The organism is Stappia sp. P2PMeth1 (assembly GCF_900185735.1).
GTDB lineage: Bacteria > Pseudomonadota > Alphaproteobacteria > Rhizobiales > Stappiaceae > Stappia.
This window is the reverse complement of record NZ_FYAW01000026.1, coordinates 43,059-58,393: the sequence shown is the minus strand read 5'-3', so window position 1 is coordinate 58,393 and position 15,335 is coordinate 43,059. Positions and strand designations below refer to the sequence as shown.

The window sequence follows — 15,335 nt, the reverse complement described above, 5'->3', positions numbered from 1 at the left end:
GCGCGCTACATCGACGGTTTCTACAATCCCTCAAGACGCCACTCGGCGCTTGGATACATCAGCCCCGTCCAGTTCGAAAAAATGGGCGGATAACAAAACCCCTCTCCACTTTTGCGAAGCAAGTCCACTCGCATCCTCTCGGCCGTCACCGAAGCAAGTCCACGGCCCCTCATCCCCACGGCCGTCACCCCGGCCGCGCGCAGCGCAGAGCCGGGGGCCATTGGCTGCCAGAGCGGCGGCGGGGACGCGCCAATCCCTCCCCGCGTCATCCCGCACGAAGCGTAAGCGAAGATGCGGGATCGGAGAGCCGAGGGCCTCACGAAGGCACTCCCGAACGACGCCCCGACCGCCCTGCCTCCCCGATCCCGGATCTTCGGCCTTCGGCCTCGTCCGGGAAGACGCAAGGAGAAGCTGGAGCGAACAAGACGGCAGCAGCGAAAGGAGCGACACCGTCCCGCCTCACGCCTCCCGCCTCACGCCGTCCCGCCTCACACCGTCCCGCCTCACCCCTGCCGAGGTTGCCAATGGCTCCCGGCTCTCCGGCTTCGCCTGCGGCCGGGATGACCTCCTGAGAAAGTGGTATCCCCCTCAGGCGACCTCTGCGTCGCTGAGCAGTTGCAGGGCGATCTTGCTGCTTTCTTCCACATGGGTGATGCTCGCCCGGCGCGCCCAGTCGGCATCGCGGGCACAGATCGCGCGGGTGATGTCGCGGATTTCCTCGACGCTTTTCGGCAGCCGGTGCGGCTGGGTCATCGTCGTTGCGCGCAGCATCGAGACGCGGTTGTGCAGCGAGGTCAGCATGTCCTCGACATAGATGTTGCGCGCCCCCGCGATCAGGCAGCGATAGAACTCCGCCTTGCGCGCGACGAGCTGCTCGGTCGGCGCCTTGCCTTCCGCCGCCGCGGCGAAGGCCTCGCAGGCGGCGTGCAGCCGCCGGTGTTCCTCGTCGCTGCCCTTGACGGCGAATTCGGCGCCGCAGAACCCTTCCAGCAGCGCGCGAAGCTGGTAGAGCTGCTGGGCCTCCCCGAAGGAGACCTTGGTGACGATCGGGCCGCGATGCGGCTCGGTGCGGATCAGGCCTTCCGCCTCGAGCTGCCGCAGGGCCTCGCGCACCGAGGTGCGGCCGACGTCGAAAGTCTCGCAGAGTTCGCGTTCGATGAGACGGTCGCCGGGCTTGAAATGGCCGGTCGCGATCAGTTCGCGCATCTTCTCTTCCACCAGATGGCGGATCGTCGCGCGCTCTTTCGAGATTCTCAGTCTCGGCTGTTCCATCGAGTCCACTTTCTCCGAGCCGGCCGGGCTCCGGTTGCTCGGCGTTGAATAGCACATCCCGCGCCGCGCGCGCTGCTTGTTGGACATCCCGTGATCCGGCAGGTATAGAGCTAGAATGACAGATTGTCAGACAAACTGCCAGCGCCGGGCCGCCGGGCAACGACCGACCGTCCGCTTCAGGGAGACCGTTCCGTGACCATTTCCAGCCTCCGCAAGGCCTCCTCCTCCCCCGCCGCGCCGTGGCAGGTGATCGCGCTGCGCTATGCCACCAAGGACCTGCCGCCCGGCCATGCCGTGCTCGATCCCGACCCGCACGAGGGCGAGGCCCGTCTCGACTATTATATCTGGCTGTGCCGCAACGGGGAGAGGACGGTGCTGGTCGATACCGGCTTTGCGCCGGAGGAAGGCGCGGCCCGCCAGCGGATCCTGCTGACCCACCCGGTCGCGGCGCTGGAGCGCATCGGCGTTGCGCCGCAGGATGTCACCGACGTCTTCATCACCCATCTGCATTACGACCATGCCGGCAACCTGCGCCATTTCCCCAATGCGACCATCCACCTGCAGGATGCGGAGATGGCCTATGCGACCGGCCGCTGCATGTGCCACGCCCGCATGCGCAAGCCCTTCGCGGTCGAGGATGTCAAGACGGCGGTGGAGATGGTCTTTCGCGACCGCGTGCGCTTCCACGCGGGGGATTACACGCTGCTGCCGGGCCTCACCGCCCGTCTCGTCGGCGGCCATTCGCAGGGGCTGCAGATCCTCGTCGTCGACGGCGAAACGCCGCTGGTCATCGCCTCGGACGCGCTGCACCTGCGCCGCTACCTGACCGACGGCCAGATCTTTCCGGTCTTCGCCGACTATTTCCGCACGGTCGAGGGTTACCGCGTGCTGCAAGAGCTGATCGAGGCCGGCTGCGAGATCCTGCCCGGCCATGACCCCGACGTCCTCACCCTCTACCCGCGCCTCGACCCCGACTGGGAAGACGCCGTCGTCATCCGCAAGGGCGCGTGAGGAGGCGGGAAAGGCTTGTGTTCCGCGCGTCCCTTGCGCAACCTGACGAAGGCTCCGCGCCGGCTGTTTCCGGCGCCGGGCCGATTTGCGATCAGGCATTTGCGACAGGGGTTTTGGGGAAACATGAGCGAACTTTTCCGGATCGAGAATGGCGCCTTGGTGCGCGCCGCGCGCTCCAGGCTCGCCAATGAGGTGATGATCCAGGACTGGGTGCGCGACAATCTCGGCCTTGTCGGGATCAGTGGCGTCGTGATCGGCCGCGAGGTGACGATCGCCAATCGCGGCCGTATCGACCTGCTGGCGATGGACAAGGACGGCTCGCTCATCATCATCGAGCTGAAGCGCGACCGCACCCCGCGCGAGATCGTCGCCCAGGTGCTCGACTACGCCTCCTGGGTGGTGTCCCTGTCGACCCGCGACGTGCACGCGCTCTGCCTGGAAAAGACCGGCCGCACCCTTGACGAGGTCTATCGCGAGCGCTTCTCGGCGCCGCCCCCGGACACGCTCAACGCCTCGCACCAGATGATGATCGTCGCCGGCAGCATGGACGAGACGACCACGCGCATCATCGAATACCTGTCGGAGGTGCACGGCGTCGGCATCAACGTCGCCTTCTTCAACGTCTTCGAAGACCAGGGCGTCCAATGGCTGTCGACCGACACGCTGCTGGAGCAGGAGGAGGTCGCCGAGCGCGCCACCCGCAACACCCGCGCGCCCTGGAGTGGCTACTGGTACCTGACGGCCGGCGCCGAAAGCGACGTGCCCTGGGAGGACCTTCGCCGCCATGGCTATGTCGTCGCCTCGGGCGGCAAGTGGTATTCCGACGGGCTGGCCCGGCTTTCGATCGGCGACCGGGTGTTCTTCTACCAGAAGAACAACGGCTATCTCGGCTTCGGCACGGTGAGCGCCGAAATGCAGCCCGCCGACGACTTCTTCATTGCGGATGGCCGGCGCCTCGTCGAGGCGGTGCCGCGCGGCTATTTCACCGAGTTCGGCAATGACCCGGAAAAGCGGGCCTATGTGATCGGCATCGACTGGAAGAAGACCGTCGACCGGTCAAACGCCAAGACCTATTCTGGCATCTTCGCCAACCAGAACATTGCCTGCAAGATCTACGACGAGAAGACCATCGAGTTCCTCGTCCGCGAGTTCGGCCTCGGCCGCGAGGACGAGGATTAGGCCAGCCGCGCGGTGGGTGCTCGCCTCGCCGGATCACGACCCGCAGCACGACCGCAAGTCCGGGTGGCCGGCGCAGCACTCCTCCAGAAGGAAGCGCATCAGCGCGCCGATCCGGTCGAAGTCGACCCGGTAGCGCAGGCTGCGCGCCTGCCGCTCGGCATGGACGAAGCCGGCTTCCGACAATGTCGAAAGATGGAACGAGGCGCGCGACGGGCTGGCGCCGATCGCCTCGGCGATCTCTCCGGCCGCAAGGCCGGCCGGCCCCGCCCGCACCAAGGCCCTGATCACCCGCAAACGGTCGTCATTCGACAGGGCCCCGAAAAGGGTGGCAGCTTCCTGCTCGTTCACAATTCAATTCCTCTTGAAATGTCAGAGTCGCTGTGCCAGATATTATTTCAACATAGCTTGAAATGAAAGGCCCGACCATGATCACCCTTCCCGACCTCATCGCCCTGCTGCGCGCCCATCCTGACGACATGCCGCTGGTCTTCGCCAGCGAGGCCGGCGACATCGGCCCTGGATATCACGTCACCGAACTGCGCCATTCCGCCTCGACCGGCATCGATTGCGGCGGCACCATCGAGGCCTGGCCCGAGGTGCGCCTGCAACTGCTCGACGGGACGGGCCGCACCCACATGCCGGCCGGCAAGTTCGTCGGCATTCTCGAAAGGAGCCTGAAGGCGCTGCCCGCGCTGGCGCAGGCACCGGTGATCGTGGAGTTCGCCCCGGGCAACCGGGGCCTGCGCCTGATGCTTCCCGATGCCCCGCAGGCCGAGGATGGCCGCCTGGTGCTGCGCCTCAACGAGACGCGGGCGGTGTGCAAGCCGGCCGAACGCAGCGCGGCGGCGCGGGCAGCGGGCGAGCAGGCGGCCTGCTGCGGCACTGCCGCCGTGTCGGAGGCCCATATGGCCGCGGCGGCCTGCTGCACGCCCTCGGCCGAGGCGCGGACGCCGGGCGGCTGCTGCGCCTGACCTCGCCATTGCGGTTCGCGAAAGGCGCCGGCCTTTCGCGAACCGGACCCTTGCCGGCAAGGTCCACGAAGACCAGGCTTGACGGTCGAGGATTGTGGGGCGATCAGCCGCGCGGACAAACGGCTTTCCTGCCTGCCTGATCGTCTGACAGCGCCGACCCCTCTCCCAAAAACCTTATCCCCGGTTTTGCGGGCGCACCCGGCGCGTCATGGCACCGGCCCGGCGGTGGGTCTTTCGGCGACGCGGCTCACCCCTGTTACTTTTGACGAGACACCGTCCGGCTGGCATGGGTTGACCGGCGCCCCCGGCCCGCCGGCCGGGCGGCGCGACGATTTCGCGAAATTGCGGGGCCTTGCGTCAATTTTTGCGGAAATTGAGACGGAATTTCGCAAAATTCCTCGCAAGCCCCGCAACCGGGGACAAGGCCGCCGGAGGACCCGGCCGGCACGGCGGGCCGGCCCCGCCGATTTTGCTTTGCCCGGCACCCGTTTTCCGCGTTTAAATGAGCAGAACTCATTTCACGGGGACCCGCCGATGAGCCTGCGCCTGCCGCCGCTCGCCTCGCTCCGCCTGTTCGAGGCCGCCGCCCGCCATGCCAGTTTCAAGCTGGCGGCCGAGGAGCTCGGCCTCACCCCGTCGGCCGTCAGCCACGGCATCGACACGCTGGAGACCTGGCTCGGCGCGCCGCTGTTCGACCGCTCGGGCCGTGCGGTGACGCTGACCGCCGCCGGCGAGGATCTGCTGCCTTACGTCAGCGAAGGCCTGTCGATGATCGCCACCGGCGCGCACCGGGTGTCGCCGCTGCTCGGTGCCCGCCGCATCCGCGTCAGCGTCGCCCCGACCTTCGCCCGCCGCTGGCTGGTGCCGCGGCTCGGCCGGTTTCGCGGCCGCCATCCGGAGATCGACCTGCATATCGACACCAGCCACCGGCAGGCGGTGTTTCCGCTCGACGGCGTCGATCTCGCCATCCGCATGGGGCCGGCGCCCTGGCCGTCGGCGCGCTCCGAACTGCTGTTCCGCGAGGCGTTGCAGCCGGTCGCGCATCCCGACCTTGCCGCCCGCCTGCCGCAGCGCGACGGGCGGATCGACTGGGCGCGCGCGCCGCTCATTCATGTGGCGTCGGTCGAGAACGACTGGGCGGCGTGGGTCGCGGCCGCAGCCTCGGCGACGGGCGAGACGCTGCCGCCGCCCGGCCGGGGGCTGCATGTCGATACGGTCGATCTGGCGCTGGAAGCGGCCGCGCAGGGGCTCGGCGTCGCCCTTGCCCGCCTGCCGCTTTGCGCCGGCGCGCTGGCGGGGCCCGCGCTCTCTTCCTTCGCGCCCCATTCTCCTGCTGCCCCCGCTCCTTCTTCTCCTGCCTCCCCCGTCCTCTCGCCGCTGGCCGGCTGCCCACCCGTGCCGGTGCGCACCGGCTATTGGGCCTTGCTGCCCTCCGGCCACGAGCCGCGGCGCGAGATCGCTGCCTTCCTGCGCTGGCTGAAGGGCGAGAGCTCGGTTTTCCGAACATGAATTCTGTTCACTTGAGGCGAGGTTTCCTCGTTTGTGTCCGGGGCGCAGGCGATCCAGCATGGCTGCCATTGGACCGACGAGGAGATCCCCATGTCCGACACCGTGCTTTGCGAGATCGACGGCGGCATCGCCACCTTGACCCTGAACCGGCCTGACAAGCTCAACGCGATCAATTACGAGATGGCCGACCGGTTGCTCGAACGGCTGGAGGAGATCGAGTTCGACGCCCGCGTTGGCGCGGTGATCCTGACCGGCGCCGGCGAGCGCGCCTTCTCCGCCGGCGGCGACATTCCGCAGTTCCGCGAGAGCGTCCGGCTCGGCCCGGCCCGCGCGGTGCGCGATTTCGTCCGCCGCGGCCAGGCGATGACCGCCCGGCTCGAGGCCTTTCCGAAGCCCGTGATCGTCGCGGTCAACGGCCTTGCCTATGGCGGCGGCTGCGAGATCACCGAGGCCGCGCATCTCGCCGTCGCCAGTTCGGAGGCCCGTTTCGCCAAGCCGGAAATCGTCATCGGCATCCCGCCGACCTTCGGCGGAACCCAGCGTTTGCCTAGGCTTTCCGGGCGAAAGCGCGCGTTGGAGCTGCTTTTGACCGGCGATCCCTTCACGCCCGAGCGGGCGCTGGAACTGGGCCTCATCAACGCCGTCGTGCCGCCCGGCGAGGTGATGGACCGCGCCCGCGCCCTTGCCCGCCGGATCCTGCGCCACTCGCCGCTGGCGGCCGCCGGCATCATCGCCGCCGTCACCCGCGGCCTCAACATGACCATCGCCGAAGGGCTCATCGCGGAGGGCGAGCAGTTCGCCCGGATGGTCGCGACGAACGACATTCACGAAGGGCTCGATGCCTGGATCGAGCGGCGGGGGGCGGTCTATTCCGGCACCTGATCAGGCGCCGTGCGGCCCGCCGTCGCTGCGGGCCGCAATCGCCTGCACCACGGCGGCCATGTCCTGCTTCCCCAGGCCCAGCCCCTCCGCCTCGCCGAACAGCGCGTCCGCGACATCGAGCAGCGGCGCGGCGATCCCGGCGCCGCGCGCCGCCTCGGCGATCAGCCGGCTGTTCATCTTCACGTCGGAGATCGCCGCCTGCACCGAGAAGTCGCTGGCGCACAGCTTGGCGAGCTTGATCCGGGAGACCGCGCTGGCCATCGGCCCGGCGTCCAGAACCGCTTGAAAACACTGCAGATCCGCGCCCTGTCGCTCGGCGAAATGGAAGGCTTCGGCAAGACCCGCGACCATGGTGACCAGGAACAGATTGACCGACAGTTTCATGGTGAGGGCGCCCGGAACCGCGCCGCAGGCAACCGTCTCGCGGCAAACGGGCCGCAAGAGCTCGCGCAGCATCGCAACGTCGTCGTCGCCGCCCGCCAGCATGCCGACGAGCTGCCCTTCCTCCGCCGGCACGCGGGAGCCGGAGACCGGCGCCTCGACATAGCGCCCTCCGGCCGCGCGGATGTCGGCGTCCAGCCCGCGCGACCAGTCGGGCGCGCTGGTGCCCATCGAGACGATCAGCCGCCCGGCGACATTGGCGGCGAAGCGCTCCGTGCCGCGGCCGAGCACCGCATCGCTGGCCGCCCCGTTCGCCATCATCAGGATGACCACCTGCGCGTTCCGAAACACCTCGGCCGCGCTCGCCGCCACGCTCGCGCCGGCCTCGCGCAAGGGTTCGCAGCGCTCGGCCGTGCGGTTCCACACCAGCAGATCGGCGCCCGCCCGCGCCAGATTGAGCGCCATCGGCTGCCCCATCACGCCAAGACCGATGAACCCGATACGCATTCCCACCCTCCTTTGTCGGACCTGCGCGAAGGCTAGCGCGGCCATGATCTTTCGAATATCGGATAATTCGGGATATCGACTTCAGGATTTCAGGATGATCAGAGCCAATCTCGACATGGACGCGCTGCGCAGCATGGTCGCCGGCATCGAACTCGGCAGCTTCGCCCGGGCCGCCTCCCAGCTCGGCCGTTCGCAATCGGCGATCAGCATGCATCTGAAAAAGCTGGAGCAGCAGACCGGCCAGGTCCTGTTCCGGCGCAGCGGCCGCGGCCTGGTGCCGACCGAGGCCGGCGAGACGCTGCTCGGCCATGCAAGGCGCATCCTGGCGCTGAACGACGCGGCGCTCGACCGGCTGGGCGCCGCGGCGCAGCCGGCCGCGGTCCGGCTCGGACTGCCGCAGGACTTCTTCGAGGACGTGATGCCGGACGCGCTGCGGGCCTTCGCCAAACGGCATCCCGGCACCCATGCGGAGGTGCGCGCGGGCCGCAACCACGTGCTGGCGCAGGAGGTGCGCGCCGGGCGGCTGGATGCCGCCCTCGCCTTCTTTCCGGCCGGCTCGGACGGGCACGGCGAGCGCATCGCCACCCTGCCGCTGGTGTGGATCGGCACGGGTGCGGCGCAAGCGATCGAAGTTCCGTTGCCGCTGGTGCTGTTCGACCATCCCTGCCTGTTCCGCCAGTCGGCGCTGCGCGGCCTCGACGAGGCGGGGCGAGCCTGGCGGCTGGCGCTGACGACGCCGAGCCTCCCAGGGCTGTGGGCGGCGCTGCGCACCGGCCATGGGCTCACGGCGCGGACACGGCACCGCATCCCTGACGACCTGCGGGAGATCGACCCTCACGCGCACGGATTGCCCCATCTGCCGCCGATAGAGGTGAGACTGCTCAGCGCGGAGGCCCCCACATCAGCCGCAGCCGACCTTTGTGCGATCCTGCGAGATGCGGCAGAGCGGCACCTCGCCCGGCACGAAAGCCGAGTGCCGGCCGAAGAGGCGCTGAACCATCGGAAAATGCAGGAGAATGGTGCCGTTGGAGAGACTTGAACTCCCTGCCCACTCTGGCGTCGCGGTCAGCGCGCACCGGCCATGGTCGTGCGGAAGCGCGACAGGGCAATGACGAAGAAAACCGCACTCAGAACCGACATCGCGACAAGTGACGGCCACACGGTCGTCAGCCCTGCGCCGCGATAGAGAATGGCCTGGGCAAAGGCAACGAAGTGGGTCGAGGGCGATGCCTGCATGATCGCCTGAAGCCATGCGGGCATGCTTTCCATCGGCGTGGTGCTGCCGGAAAGCAGGTTCATGATGACCAGAACCGGCAATGCGAGAAGGCCGAACTGCGGCATCGAGGTCGTGAAGGTGGCGATCAGGATGCCGAGCCCCGTTACCGAGATCATGTAGATCAGGGCCCCGAAGACGAACAGGGCAATCGACCCGTGGATCGGCACGCCGAGCAGACCCTGCACCACGAAGACCAGCGACAGAACGGCGGCCAGTACGATGACCAGTCCGTTCGCCCAGATCTTCGCTACCATGATCTCGGAGGGCTTCACCGGCATCACCAGAAGATGCTCGATGGTGCCGTGCTCGCGTTCGCGGATCAGCGCGGCCCCGGTCAGAAGCACCGACAGGAGGGTGACGTTGTTGATCACCTGCATCACCGCGTTGAACCAGCTCGAGTCGAGGTTCGGGTTGAACATGGCACGGACGACGAGGTTGATCGGCAGCGCCGCGGCGTTTTCGTTGCCGCTCAGGAACTTCGCGGTCTCGGCCTGGATGATCGACTGCAGGAACACCGTACCGTTGCCCGCCTGGGCCATGGCGGTCGCGTCGACATTGAGCTGGACCTCGGACTTGCGACCGGCCAGCAGATCGGCTTCGAAATTCGGCGGAAAGCGCAGCACGAAAACAAAGGCGCCGCTGTTCATGCTCGCGTCGATCCGGTCGGCGGAGATCTCGACCGGGGTCTCGAATTCCGGCGGCAGAATGGCGCTGACGATGCGTCCGGACAGGGCGGACCGGTCCTCGTCGACATAGGCGACGGACGCGTTCAGCACCTCCAGCTTGGCGCCTGTCGCAACGGCATAGATCGCCAGCGTGAAGACATAGACGATCAGCAGCAGCAGGACGGGATCGAAGACGAGGCTTCTGAGTTCCTTGACCCCCAGGCGATAGACATTGGCGAGCCACAGAAACATTCTATGTCTCCTGCTTGTCCAGAATGGCGATCGACAGGACGGTGAAGAACAGCGCGAAACCGGCCAGCGCCAGGTGATTGTGCCACAGTTCGGCGAACCCCAGCCCCTTGGTGAAGGTGCCCACGCTGACCTGCTGATACCAGGAGGACGGGAAGGCCAGGCCAAGCAGGCGGCCGCTCCCCGACAGCGAGGAGACCGGCACGATCAGGCCGGAAAAGTTGACGGCGGGAATGATGGCGATGATCGCGGCGGCGAAGGTGGCGGCCACCTGCGTCCTGGTGAAGGTCGACACCAAAAGGCCGAAGGCCGTTGTTGCCAGGATGTAGAACAGGGTTCCGACAATGAGCGCCGGAGCAGAGCCCTTCAGGGGAACACCGAACACCACATAGCCGATGGCGACGAGGCTGGCGAAGCTGATCAGGGCGATGACGACATAGGGAAGCTGCTTGCCGAGCAGGAACTCGCTGCGCGTGACCGGCGTCGAGCGGAAATTGGCGATCGAACCGGTTTCCTTTTCGCGCACCACGCCCATTGCCGTCATGATGGCGGGGATGAGGACGAGCATCAGCATCATCACCGAGGGCACGATGGCGAACACGCTCTTGAAGGACTGATTGTAGCGGAAACGGGTGACCACCTCGGTGGCATAGGGCGAGATCACCTCGCCATACTGCCGCTCGATCTGGTCAGTGTAATAGCCAAGGGCCAGGCCCTGCAGATAGCCGCGCGCCGTCTCTGCACGGAACGGCATCGCACCGTCGATCAGCACATCGATCTCCGGGGTATCGCCGCGCAGGAGCTGGCGCCCAAACCCGGGCGGAATCTCGATGCCGATGCTGATTTCGCCGTCGACCATGCGCTGTTGCAGATCCCGCCTGCCGGTCGCCGGCGCGTGCTCCTCGAAATAGCGAGAGCCGGAGAAGCTCTCCAGCAGCGTCCTGCTCTCCATGGACCGGTCGCGGTCCAGGACGGCATAGGGCAGGTTCTGGACGTCCAGCGAAATGCCGTAACCGAAGGTCAGCATGAGGATGACCGGTCCGAGAAAGGCAAAGACCAGCCGCATGGGATCGCGCAGCAGTTCCATCGTCTCGCGGCGGGCAAACGCCCAAAGGCGCGACGGGCTGAAAAATCCGCCTGTATCCGCGATGGACGCCGGAGCCGGCCGCGGGGCTGGAACTTCGGGTTCGGAAACCGAAGCTGCCCTGGCCGGTTCGGGTGAGACGTCCTGCCCGGACGCCTCGCGCAGAATGTCGATGAAGGCGTCGTTCAGGCTGGCCGCGCCCTTGCTGCGGGTCAGTTCGTCAGGCGCGCCGACGGCCAGCACCCTGCCGGCATGCATCAGCGAGATGCGGTCGCACCGCTCCGCCTCGTTCATGAAATGGGTCGAGATGAAGATCGTCACGCCCTGATTGCGGGACAGGTCGATCAGGTACTGCCAGAAAATGTCCCGTGCGACCGGATCGACGCCGGAGGTCGGCTCATCGAGAATAAGCACTTCCGGCTTGTGGATCAGCGCCACGGCAAGCTGCAGCCGCTGCCTGATGCCGAGCGGCAGCCCGTTTGGCCGCATGTCCGCCTCGCCCCGCAGGTCGAAGGTGTTCAGCATTTCCTCGATGCGGGCAGCGCGCGTTTCGGGGGCGAGACGGTAGAGGGCCGCGTGCAGCTCCAGGTTCTGGCGCACCGTCAGCTCGGAATAGAGCGAGAAGGACTGCGACATGTAGCCGACGCGGCGCCGGGTGGCCATGTCGTTGGCGTTCAGCGTCTCGCCGAACAGCAGCGCATCGCCCTCGCTTGCCGGCAACAGCCCGGTCAGCATCTTCATCGTGGTCGACTTGCCGCAGCCATTCGACCCCAGAAAACCGAAGATTTCGCCGCGCTCGATTTCGAAACTCACATGGTCGACGGCGGTGAAGTCGCCGAAGCGGCAGGTCAGGCCGTGCGCCTCGATCGCCGGCGGTCCCTCCATCGGCACGCGCGGCGGCACCTCGACGGCACGGTGTCCGCGCCGCTCGGCTTCCGGCAGCATGGCAACGAACGCAGCTTCCAGCGTCGAGACGCCGGCAGCTTGCCGCAGCGCCTCGGGCGTGCCCTCAGCGATGATCCGCCCATCCATCATGGCGGCCAGCCAGTCGAAGCGTTCGGCCTCCTCCATATAGGCGGTGGCGACGATGACGCTCATTTGCGGGCGGTCGCGCCGGATGCTGGCGATCAGCTCCCAGAACTGCTCGCGCGAGAGCGGATCGATGCCGGTGGTGGGTTCATCAAGGATCAGAAGATCCGGATCGTGGATGAGGGCGGAGCAGAGCGACAATTTCTGCTTCATGCCGCCGGAAAGCTTGCCGGCCGGGCGATCGGGAAACGGCGCAAGGCCGGTGGCTTCCAGCAGCGCGTGGATCCGCTCCGCGCGCTCCGCCTCCGACTGTGCGAACAGACGTCCGAAGAAATCGAGATTCTCGCGAACCGACAGGGTTGGGTAGAGGTTGCGGCCGAGCCCCTGCGGCATATAGGCGACGCGCCGGCTGCAGGCCCGGCGATGGGCCGCGCTGGCCATATCGCCGCCGAACACCGTTACCGAACCCGACTGGATGCGGCGCACGCCGGAGACGATCGCCAGCAGGGTCGACTTGCCAACCCCGTCCGGGCCGATCAGGCCGGCCATGCAGCCGGCCGGAATGTCGAGCGTGACATCGCAGAGGGCTGCGACCTCGCCATAGCGATGCGTGACGCCCTGCAGCCTGGCGGCCGGTTCTCCCGTCATTGCGGCAGCTTGACCTCCAGGAAGCCCGGCCAGGCGACGGCAGGGTCGGTCCGCACATAACCGACACCTGCGACACCGGCCTTGGCGCGGTCCTGGTACCGGGTCAGAAGATCCTTCGGGATGGACAGCTTCACCCGGAACATCAGGTTCTCGCGCTCATCCGACGTTTCTACCGACTTCGGTGTGAACTGGGCATTGCTGGCGACGAAGGTGACATTCGCCGGGATGACGTAGTCGGGAATGGGGTCGAGGATCAGGCGCGCTTCGCTGCCGACCTGCAGCAGACCGGCATCGCGTGCCGGCAGGAAAATGGTCATGTAGATGTCGGTCAGATCGGTGAGGGTGAGCACCTTGCCGCCGGCGCCGAGCACCTCGCCTTCGCGGGCCAAAAGGTACTGGACCCGGCCGCCGCGGGGCGCGCGCAACTGGGTGTCGTCGAGAATGGCTTCGAGCTGGGCGACCGCTGCCTTGGCCGACTCGATGGTGGCCTTGGCAAGTCCGACGCCGGCCTTGGCCGCTTCCACCCCCGCCACGGCGGTGTCGAACGCGGTGCGCCGCTGGTCGGCCAGTTCCTGCGAGCTCACCTGCCGCTCGACCAGTGCGACGGTGCGCTGGTGCTCCTTTTCGGCGAGGTCGCGCTTGGCCTCGTACAAGGCGACCTGCGCTTCGGACTGGCGCAGACCCTGCTCGGCCTGGGCGACCGTGGCGCGGGCCTGGGCGAGCCGGGCGTTGAGTTCCGACACATCCATGCGCGCGACGAGTTGCCCTGCCTCGACCATCTCGCCCTCGCTGACCAGGACCTCCGTCACGCGCCCGGCCATCTTGGTGGCAACGTCGACGCGCTCGGCTTCGATCCTGCCGTTCGAAGCGGCGATGCCGTGGGGCAGCGTCTCGGTGTTCATCGTGCGCCACAGATAGAACCCGCCCGCGACGGCCGCGATCAGAGCCGTCACGGCGATGACCTGTTTCCACTTCATCGAAAGTCCCTTGCAAACAGAAAATGCATGGCGTCATGTCGGCCTGCGCCTGCACAGCGCCGATCATGCTTTGCATAATGCACGCTTAGGGCACCCGCGTGCACAACCATTTGATGTCAGTCAAAGGCGGGTCATCGTAAAGGGTAAATTTTGCCTGCCGCCATCGAGCCTTGACCGCAGGACTTGCATACTATTGCGGCATCACAGCCTGATCGGTGCTGCATCTTGCTTGCAAGGCACGGATCTTGAGGCCGTTGGGCAGCGTGAGCCGAGCCGCACCGACAAGAAGCAACGCTTTCCGATCGCAGCAATCGGCTGAGCAACACGACCCCAGTCAGCGCAGACGAGATCATTGGCGACGCCGACGGCAATCGCCTTCACATCGGCCACCTACCCGTCACCTGCACCAATCCGGGCATAAACTGGCGCCAGATCCCGCAGTTCTTCGCAAGTCTCCAGACGATCTGCGTGTCACTGCGCGCAGATCCCCTCGGCGGTCAGCGGCTGAAAAGCAAAGGAGAATAACGATTTCAAGGGGATGGGTGGTGCTGCCGGAGAGATTTGAACTCTCGACCTCTCCCTTACCAAGGGAGTGCTCTACCCCTGAGCTACGGCAGCGATGAGCGCGGGTGTATGCGCAAATTCCGGCATGGTCAAGAGGGGTTCACGGGTTTTGACATCGCAATCCACCTCCCGCTCCGCCAGGCCGGCAACGGCCAGGTGCGGCCGTCCCGGCGCGCCCTCGGAGTCCTTGCGATCCGCCCCGGTTTTGCGGCATATCCTGAAAGCCGCACGCGCACCGGGCAGGCAAATCCCCAGCGCGGCGCGTCGACAAGCCTCACCATCACGGGGATTGGCGTGACGGATCGTCCGCGACACATCAGCAAGAGCGCAGCGCCCGACAGCGGCAAGTCGGCCAACCGCGAGGAAGACCGCGCGGCGCGTCTGGCCGCGGCCCTGCGCGCCAACCTTCGCCGGCGCAAGGCGGCGGCGCAGCGCGACCCCGCCCCGTCCGAGGACCATGATGCCGAGGATCCGGCCGGCCCGTCCGTGCGGGGGCCCGACGAGGACTGATCGAGGGTCAGGCCTGACGAGTTCCAGGGGCGTTGCGGGAACGGCGGAAAGAGGTGGAAATTGCGGCGATGACGGCCGGCTCAGGCGATCCCGACCGGCTCAGGCGGCCTTGCCGTTCTCGCCGTTGTCCATGCCCTGCCAGATCTTCTGCCGGTTGCGGATCTCGCGCGGCGCGGGACCGAAATAGCTCGGCGTCTTGACGAAATCGCGCGGCTGCATGATGACGCTGCTGACCCGCTGATAGAGCGCCTTGGCGGAAATCGGCTTGGACAGCAGTTCGTGCACGCCGAGCCGGCGCGCCTCGATGATGCGGCTGCGTTCGGTGTGGCCCGTCACCATGATGATCGGGATATAGGCGAAGGGATTGTGCGGATTGCGGATCATCCGCACCATATCGGCGCCGTCGAGGATCGGCATCACCCAGTCGAGGATCAGGATGTCCGGATTGGCGCGTTCCATGGCCTCAAGGCCCGAGGCGCCATCTTCCGCCTCGACGATACGCCGCGCGCCGAATCCCTGCAGCATCGTGCGCAGGATGGTGCGCATGTAAGCGCTGTCCTCGACGAGAAGAAAGGTCAGGGATGCCAGATCAAGCGACACGTTGAACCTCCGGTGCCCCTT

At 66.9% G+C, this 15,335-nt stretch carries 16 protein-coding genes and 1 tRNA gene; 9 read left to right on the top strand and 8 right to left on the bottom strand.

Translation table 11 applies throughout. The annotated features are described in order from the left end of the window. Positions 1–93 (top strand): IS3 family transposase (locus tag P2PM1_RS25835; RefSeq protein ID WP_371636230.1); only part of this gene is annotated, 93 nt, incomplete at its 5' end. 495 nt (positions 94–588) lie between these two features. Here P2PM1_RS25835 and P2PM1_RS19105 read toward each other — a convergent pair. Beyond that, a complete protein-coding gene (locus P2PM1_RS19105; protein ID WP_186400145.1) occupies positions 589–1,272 on the bottom strand; it encodes a GntR family transcriptional regulator in 684 nt (227 codons plus the stop codon). A 192-nt stretch (positions 1,273–1,464) separates the two neighbouring features. Between P2PM1_RS19105 and P2PM1_RS19100 the strand changes: the two genes are divergently transcribed. Both P2PM1_RS19100 and P2PM1_RS19095 read left to right on the top strand, forming a co-directional pair. Next, positions 1,465–2,283, top strand: a complete 819-nt coding sequence (locus P2PM1_RS19100; protein ID WP_244301570.1) for an N-acyl homoserine lactonase family protein — start codon at positions 1,465–1,467, stop codon at positions 2,281–2,283. A gap of 123 nt (positions 2,284–2,406) precedes the next feature. Next, positions 2,407–3,462, top strand: a complete 1,056-nt coding sequence (locus P2PM1_RS19095; RefSeq protein ID WP_186400144.1) for an endonuclease NucS domain-containing protein — start codon at positions 2,407–2,409, stop codon at positions 3,460–3,462. Between the two features lie 33 nt (positions 3,463–3,495). Here the strand turns inward: P2PM1_RS19095 and P2PM1_RS19090 are convergent, their stop codons facing one another. Then, positions 3,496–3,810 (bottom strand): helix-turn-helix transcriptional regulator, encoded by a 315-nt coding sequence (locus P2PM1_RS19090; protein ID WP_186385890.1) that lies wholly within the window; start codon positions 3,808–3,810, stop codon positions 3,496–3,498. A gap of 77 nt (positions 3,811–3,887) precedes the next feature. On the opposite strand from P2PM1_RS19090, the gene P2PM1_RS19085 reads away from it, so the two are divergent. The 3 genes from P2PM1_RS19085 to P2PM1_RS19075 all read left to right on the top strand — a co-directional run bounded on the left by P2PM1_RS19085 (position 3,888) and on the right by P2PM1_RS19075 (position 6,824). After that, entirely contained in the window at positions 3,888–4,433 is a 546-nt protein-coding gene (locus P2PM1_RS19085) for a DUF6428 family protein (protein WP_186400143.1), read from the top strand. A 534-nt stretch (positions 4,434–4,967) separates the two neighbouring features. After that, on the top strand, positions 4,968–5,942 hold the full coding sequence (locus P2PM1_RS19080) for a LysR substrate-binding domain-containing protein (protein WP_186400142.1): 975 nt from the start codon (positions 4,968–4,970) through the stop codon (positions 5,940–5,942). Between the two features lie 90 nt (positions 5,943–6,032). Next, complete coding sequence (locus P2PM1_RS19075; protein WP_186400141.1) at positions 6,033–6,824, top strand: crotonase/enoyl-CoA hydratase family protein; 792 nt, start codon at positions 6,033–6,035, stop codon at positions 6,822–6,824. Here the strand turns inward: P2PM1_RS19075 and P2PM1_RS19070 are convergent, their stop codons facing one another. Further along, positions 6,825–7,712 (bottom strand): NAD(P)-dependent oxidoreductase, encoded by an 888-nt coding sequence (locus P2PM1_RS19070; RefSeq protein WP_186400140.1) that lies wholly within the window; start codon positions 7,710–7,712, stop codon positions 6,825–6,827. Positions 7,713–7,806: 94 nt separating this feature from the next. Between P2PM1_RS19070 and P2PM1_RS19065 the strand changes: the two genes are divergently transcribed. Further along, positions 7,807–8,751, top strand: coding sequence for a LysR family transcriptional regulator (locus P2PM1_RS19065; protein WP_208985343.1), 945 nt, complete (start codon positions 7,807–7,809; stop codon positions 8,749–8,751). A 26-nt stretch (positions 8,752–8,777) separates the two neighbouring features. Here the strand turns inward: P2PM1_RS19065 and P2PM1_RS19060 are convergent, their stop codons facing one another. The 3 genes from P2PM1_RS19060 to P2PM1_RS19050 are packed head-to-tail and all read right to left on the bottom strand — an operon-like array spanning position 8,778 to position 13,640. Further along, entirely contained in the window at positions 8,778–9,905 is a 1,128-nt protein-coding gene (locus P2PM1_RS19060) for an ABC transporter permease (RefSeq protein ID WP_186400139.1), read from the bottom strand. 1 nt (position 9,906) lies between these two features. Further along, positions 9,907–12,663 carry a ribosome-associated ATPase/putative transporter RbbA gene (gene rbbA, locus P2PM1_RS19055; protein WP_186400138.1) on the bottom strand — a complete coding sequence of 919 codons (2,757 nt, stop codon included), beginning with the start codon at positions 12,661–12,663 and terminating at the stop codon, positions 9,907–9,909. Next, positions 12,660–13,640, bottom strand: a complete 981-nt coding sequence (locus P2PM1_RS19050; RefSeq protein ID WP_186400137.1) for an HlyD family secretion protein — start codon at positions 13,638–13,640, stop codon at positions 12,660–12,662. The genes rbbA and P2PM1_RS19050 overlap by 4 nt, the downstream gene beginning before the upstream one ends. Here P2PM1_RS19050 and P2PM1_RS19045 point away from each other — a divergent pair. Next, the gene (locus P2PM1_RS19045) at positions 13,621–13,959 is read left to right on the top strand and encodes a hypothetical protein (protein WP_186400136.1); all 339 of its coding nucleotides are present in this window, start codon (positions 13,621–13,623) and stop codon (positions 13,957–13,959) included. The genes P2PM1_RS19050 and P2PM1_RS19045 overlap by 20 nt on opposite strands. Positions 13,960–14,183: 224 nt before the next feature. Here P2PM1_RS19045 and P2PM1_RS19040 read toward each other — a convergent pair. Next, positions 14,184–14,258, bottom strand: a tRNA-Thr gene (locus P2PM1_RS19040). Between the two features lie 15 nt (positions 14,259–14,273). Between P2PM1_RS19040 and P2PM1_RS19035 the strand changes: the two genes are divergently transcribed. Further along, on the top strand, positions 14,274–14,714 hold the full coding sequence (locus P2PM1_RS19035; RefSeq protein WP_186400135.1) for a hypothetical protein: 441 nt from the start codon (positions 14,274–14,276) through the stop codon (positions 14,712–14,714). 99 nt (positions 14,715–14,813) lie between these two features. On the opposite strand, the gene P2PM1_RS19030 is transcribed toward P2PM1_RS19035, so the two are convergent. Next, complete coding sequence (locus P2PM1_RS19030; protein ID WP_208984886.1) at positions 14,814–15,314, bottom strand: response regulator; 501 nt, start codon at positions 15,312–15,314, stop codon at positions 14,814–14,816. Positions 15,315–15,335 lie beyond the last annotated feature (21 nt).

What these genes read in the sequence shown, in the direction of transcription:
- P2PM1_RS19065 (WP_208985343.1), top strand. Translation starts at nt 7,807, where the DNA reads ATGATCAGAGCCAATCTCGACATGGACGCGCTGCGCAGCATGGTCGCC.
- P2PM1_RS19075 (WP_186400141.1), top strand. Translation starts at nt 6,033, where the DNA reads ATGTCCGACACCGTGCTTTGCGAGATCGACGGCGGCATCGCCACCTTG.
- P2PM1_RS19070 (WP_186400140.1), bottom strand. Translation starts at nt 7,712, where the DNA reads ATGCGTATCGGGTTCATCGGTCTTGGCGTGATGGGGCAGCCGATGGCG.
- P2PM1_RS19095 (WP_186400144.1), top strand. Translation starts at nt 2,407, where the DNA reads ATGAGCGAACTTTTCCGGATCGAGAATGGCGCCTTGGTGCGCGCCGCG.
- P2PM1_RS19050 (WP_186400137.1), bottom strand. Translation starts at nt 13,640, where the DNA reads ATGAAGTGGAAACAGGTCATCGCCGTGACGGCTCTGATCGCGGCCGTC.
- P2PM1_RS19085 (WP_186400143.1), top strand. Translation starts at nt 3,888, where the DNA reads ATGATCACCCTTCCCGACCTCATCGCCCTGCTGCGCGCCCATCCTGAC.
- P2PM1_RS19080 (WP_186400142.1), top strand. Translation starts at nt 4,968, where the DNA reads ATGAGCCTGCGCCTGCCGCCGCTCGCCTCGCTCCGCCTGTTCGAGGCC.
- P2PM1_RS19105 (WP_186400145.1), bottom strand. Translation starts at nt 1,272, where the DNA reads ATGGAACAGCCGAGACTGAGAATCTCGAAAGAGCGCGCGACGATCCGC.
- P2PM1_RS19045 (WP_186400136.1), top strand. Translation starts at nt 13,621, where the DNA reads ATGACCTGTTTCCACTTCATCGAAAGTCCCTTGCAAACAGAAAATGCA.
- P2PM1_RS19060 (WP_186400139.1), bottom strand. Translation starts at nt 9,905, where the DNA reads ATGTTTCTGTGGCTCGCCAATGTCTATCGCCTGGGGGTCAAGGAACTC.
- P2PM1_RS19035 (WP_186400135.1), top strand. Translation starts at nt 14,274, where the DNA reads ATGCGCAAATTCCGGCATGGTCAAGAGGGGTTCACGGGTTTTGACATC.
- rbbA (WP_186400138.1), bottom strand. Translation starts at nt 12,663, where the DNA reads ATGACGGGAGAACCGGCCGCCAGGCTGCAGGGCGTCACGCATCGCTAT.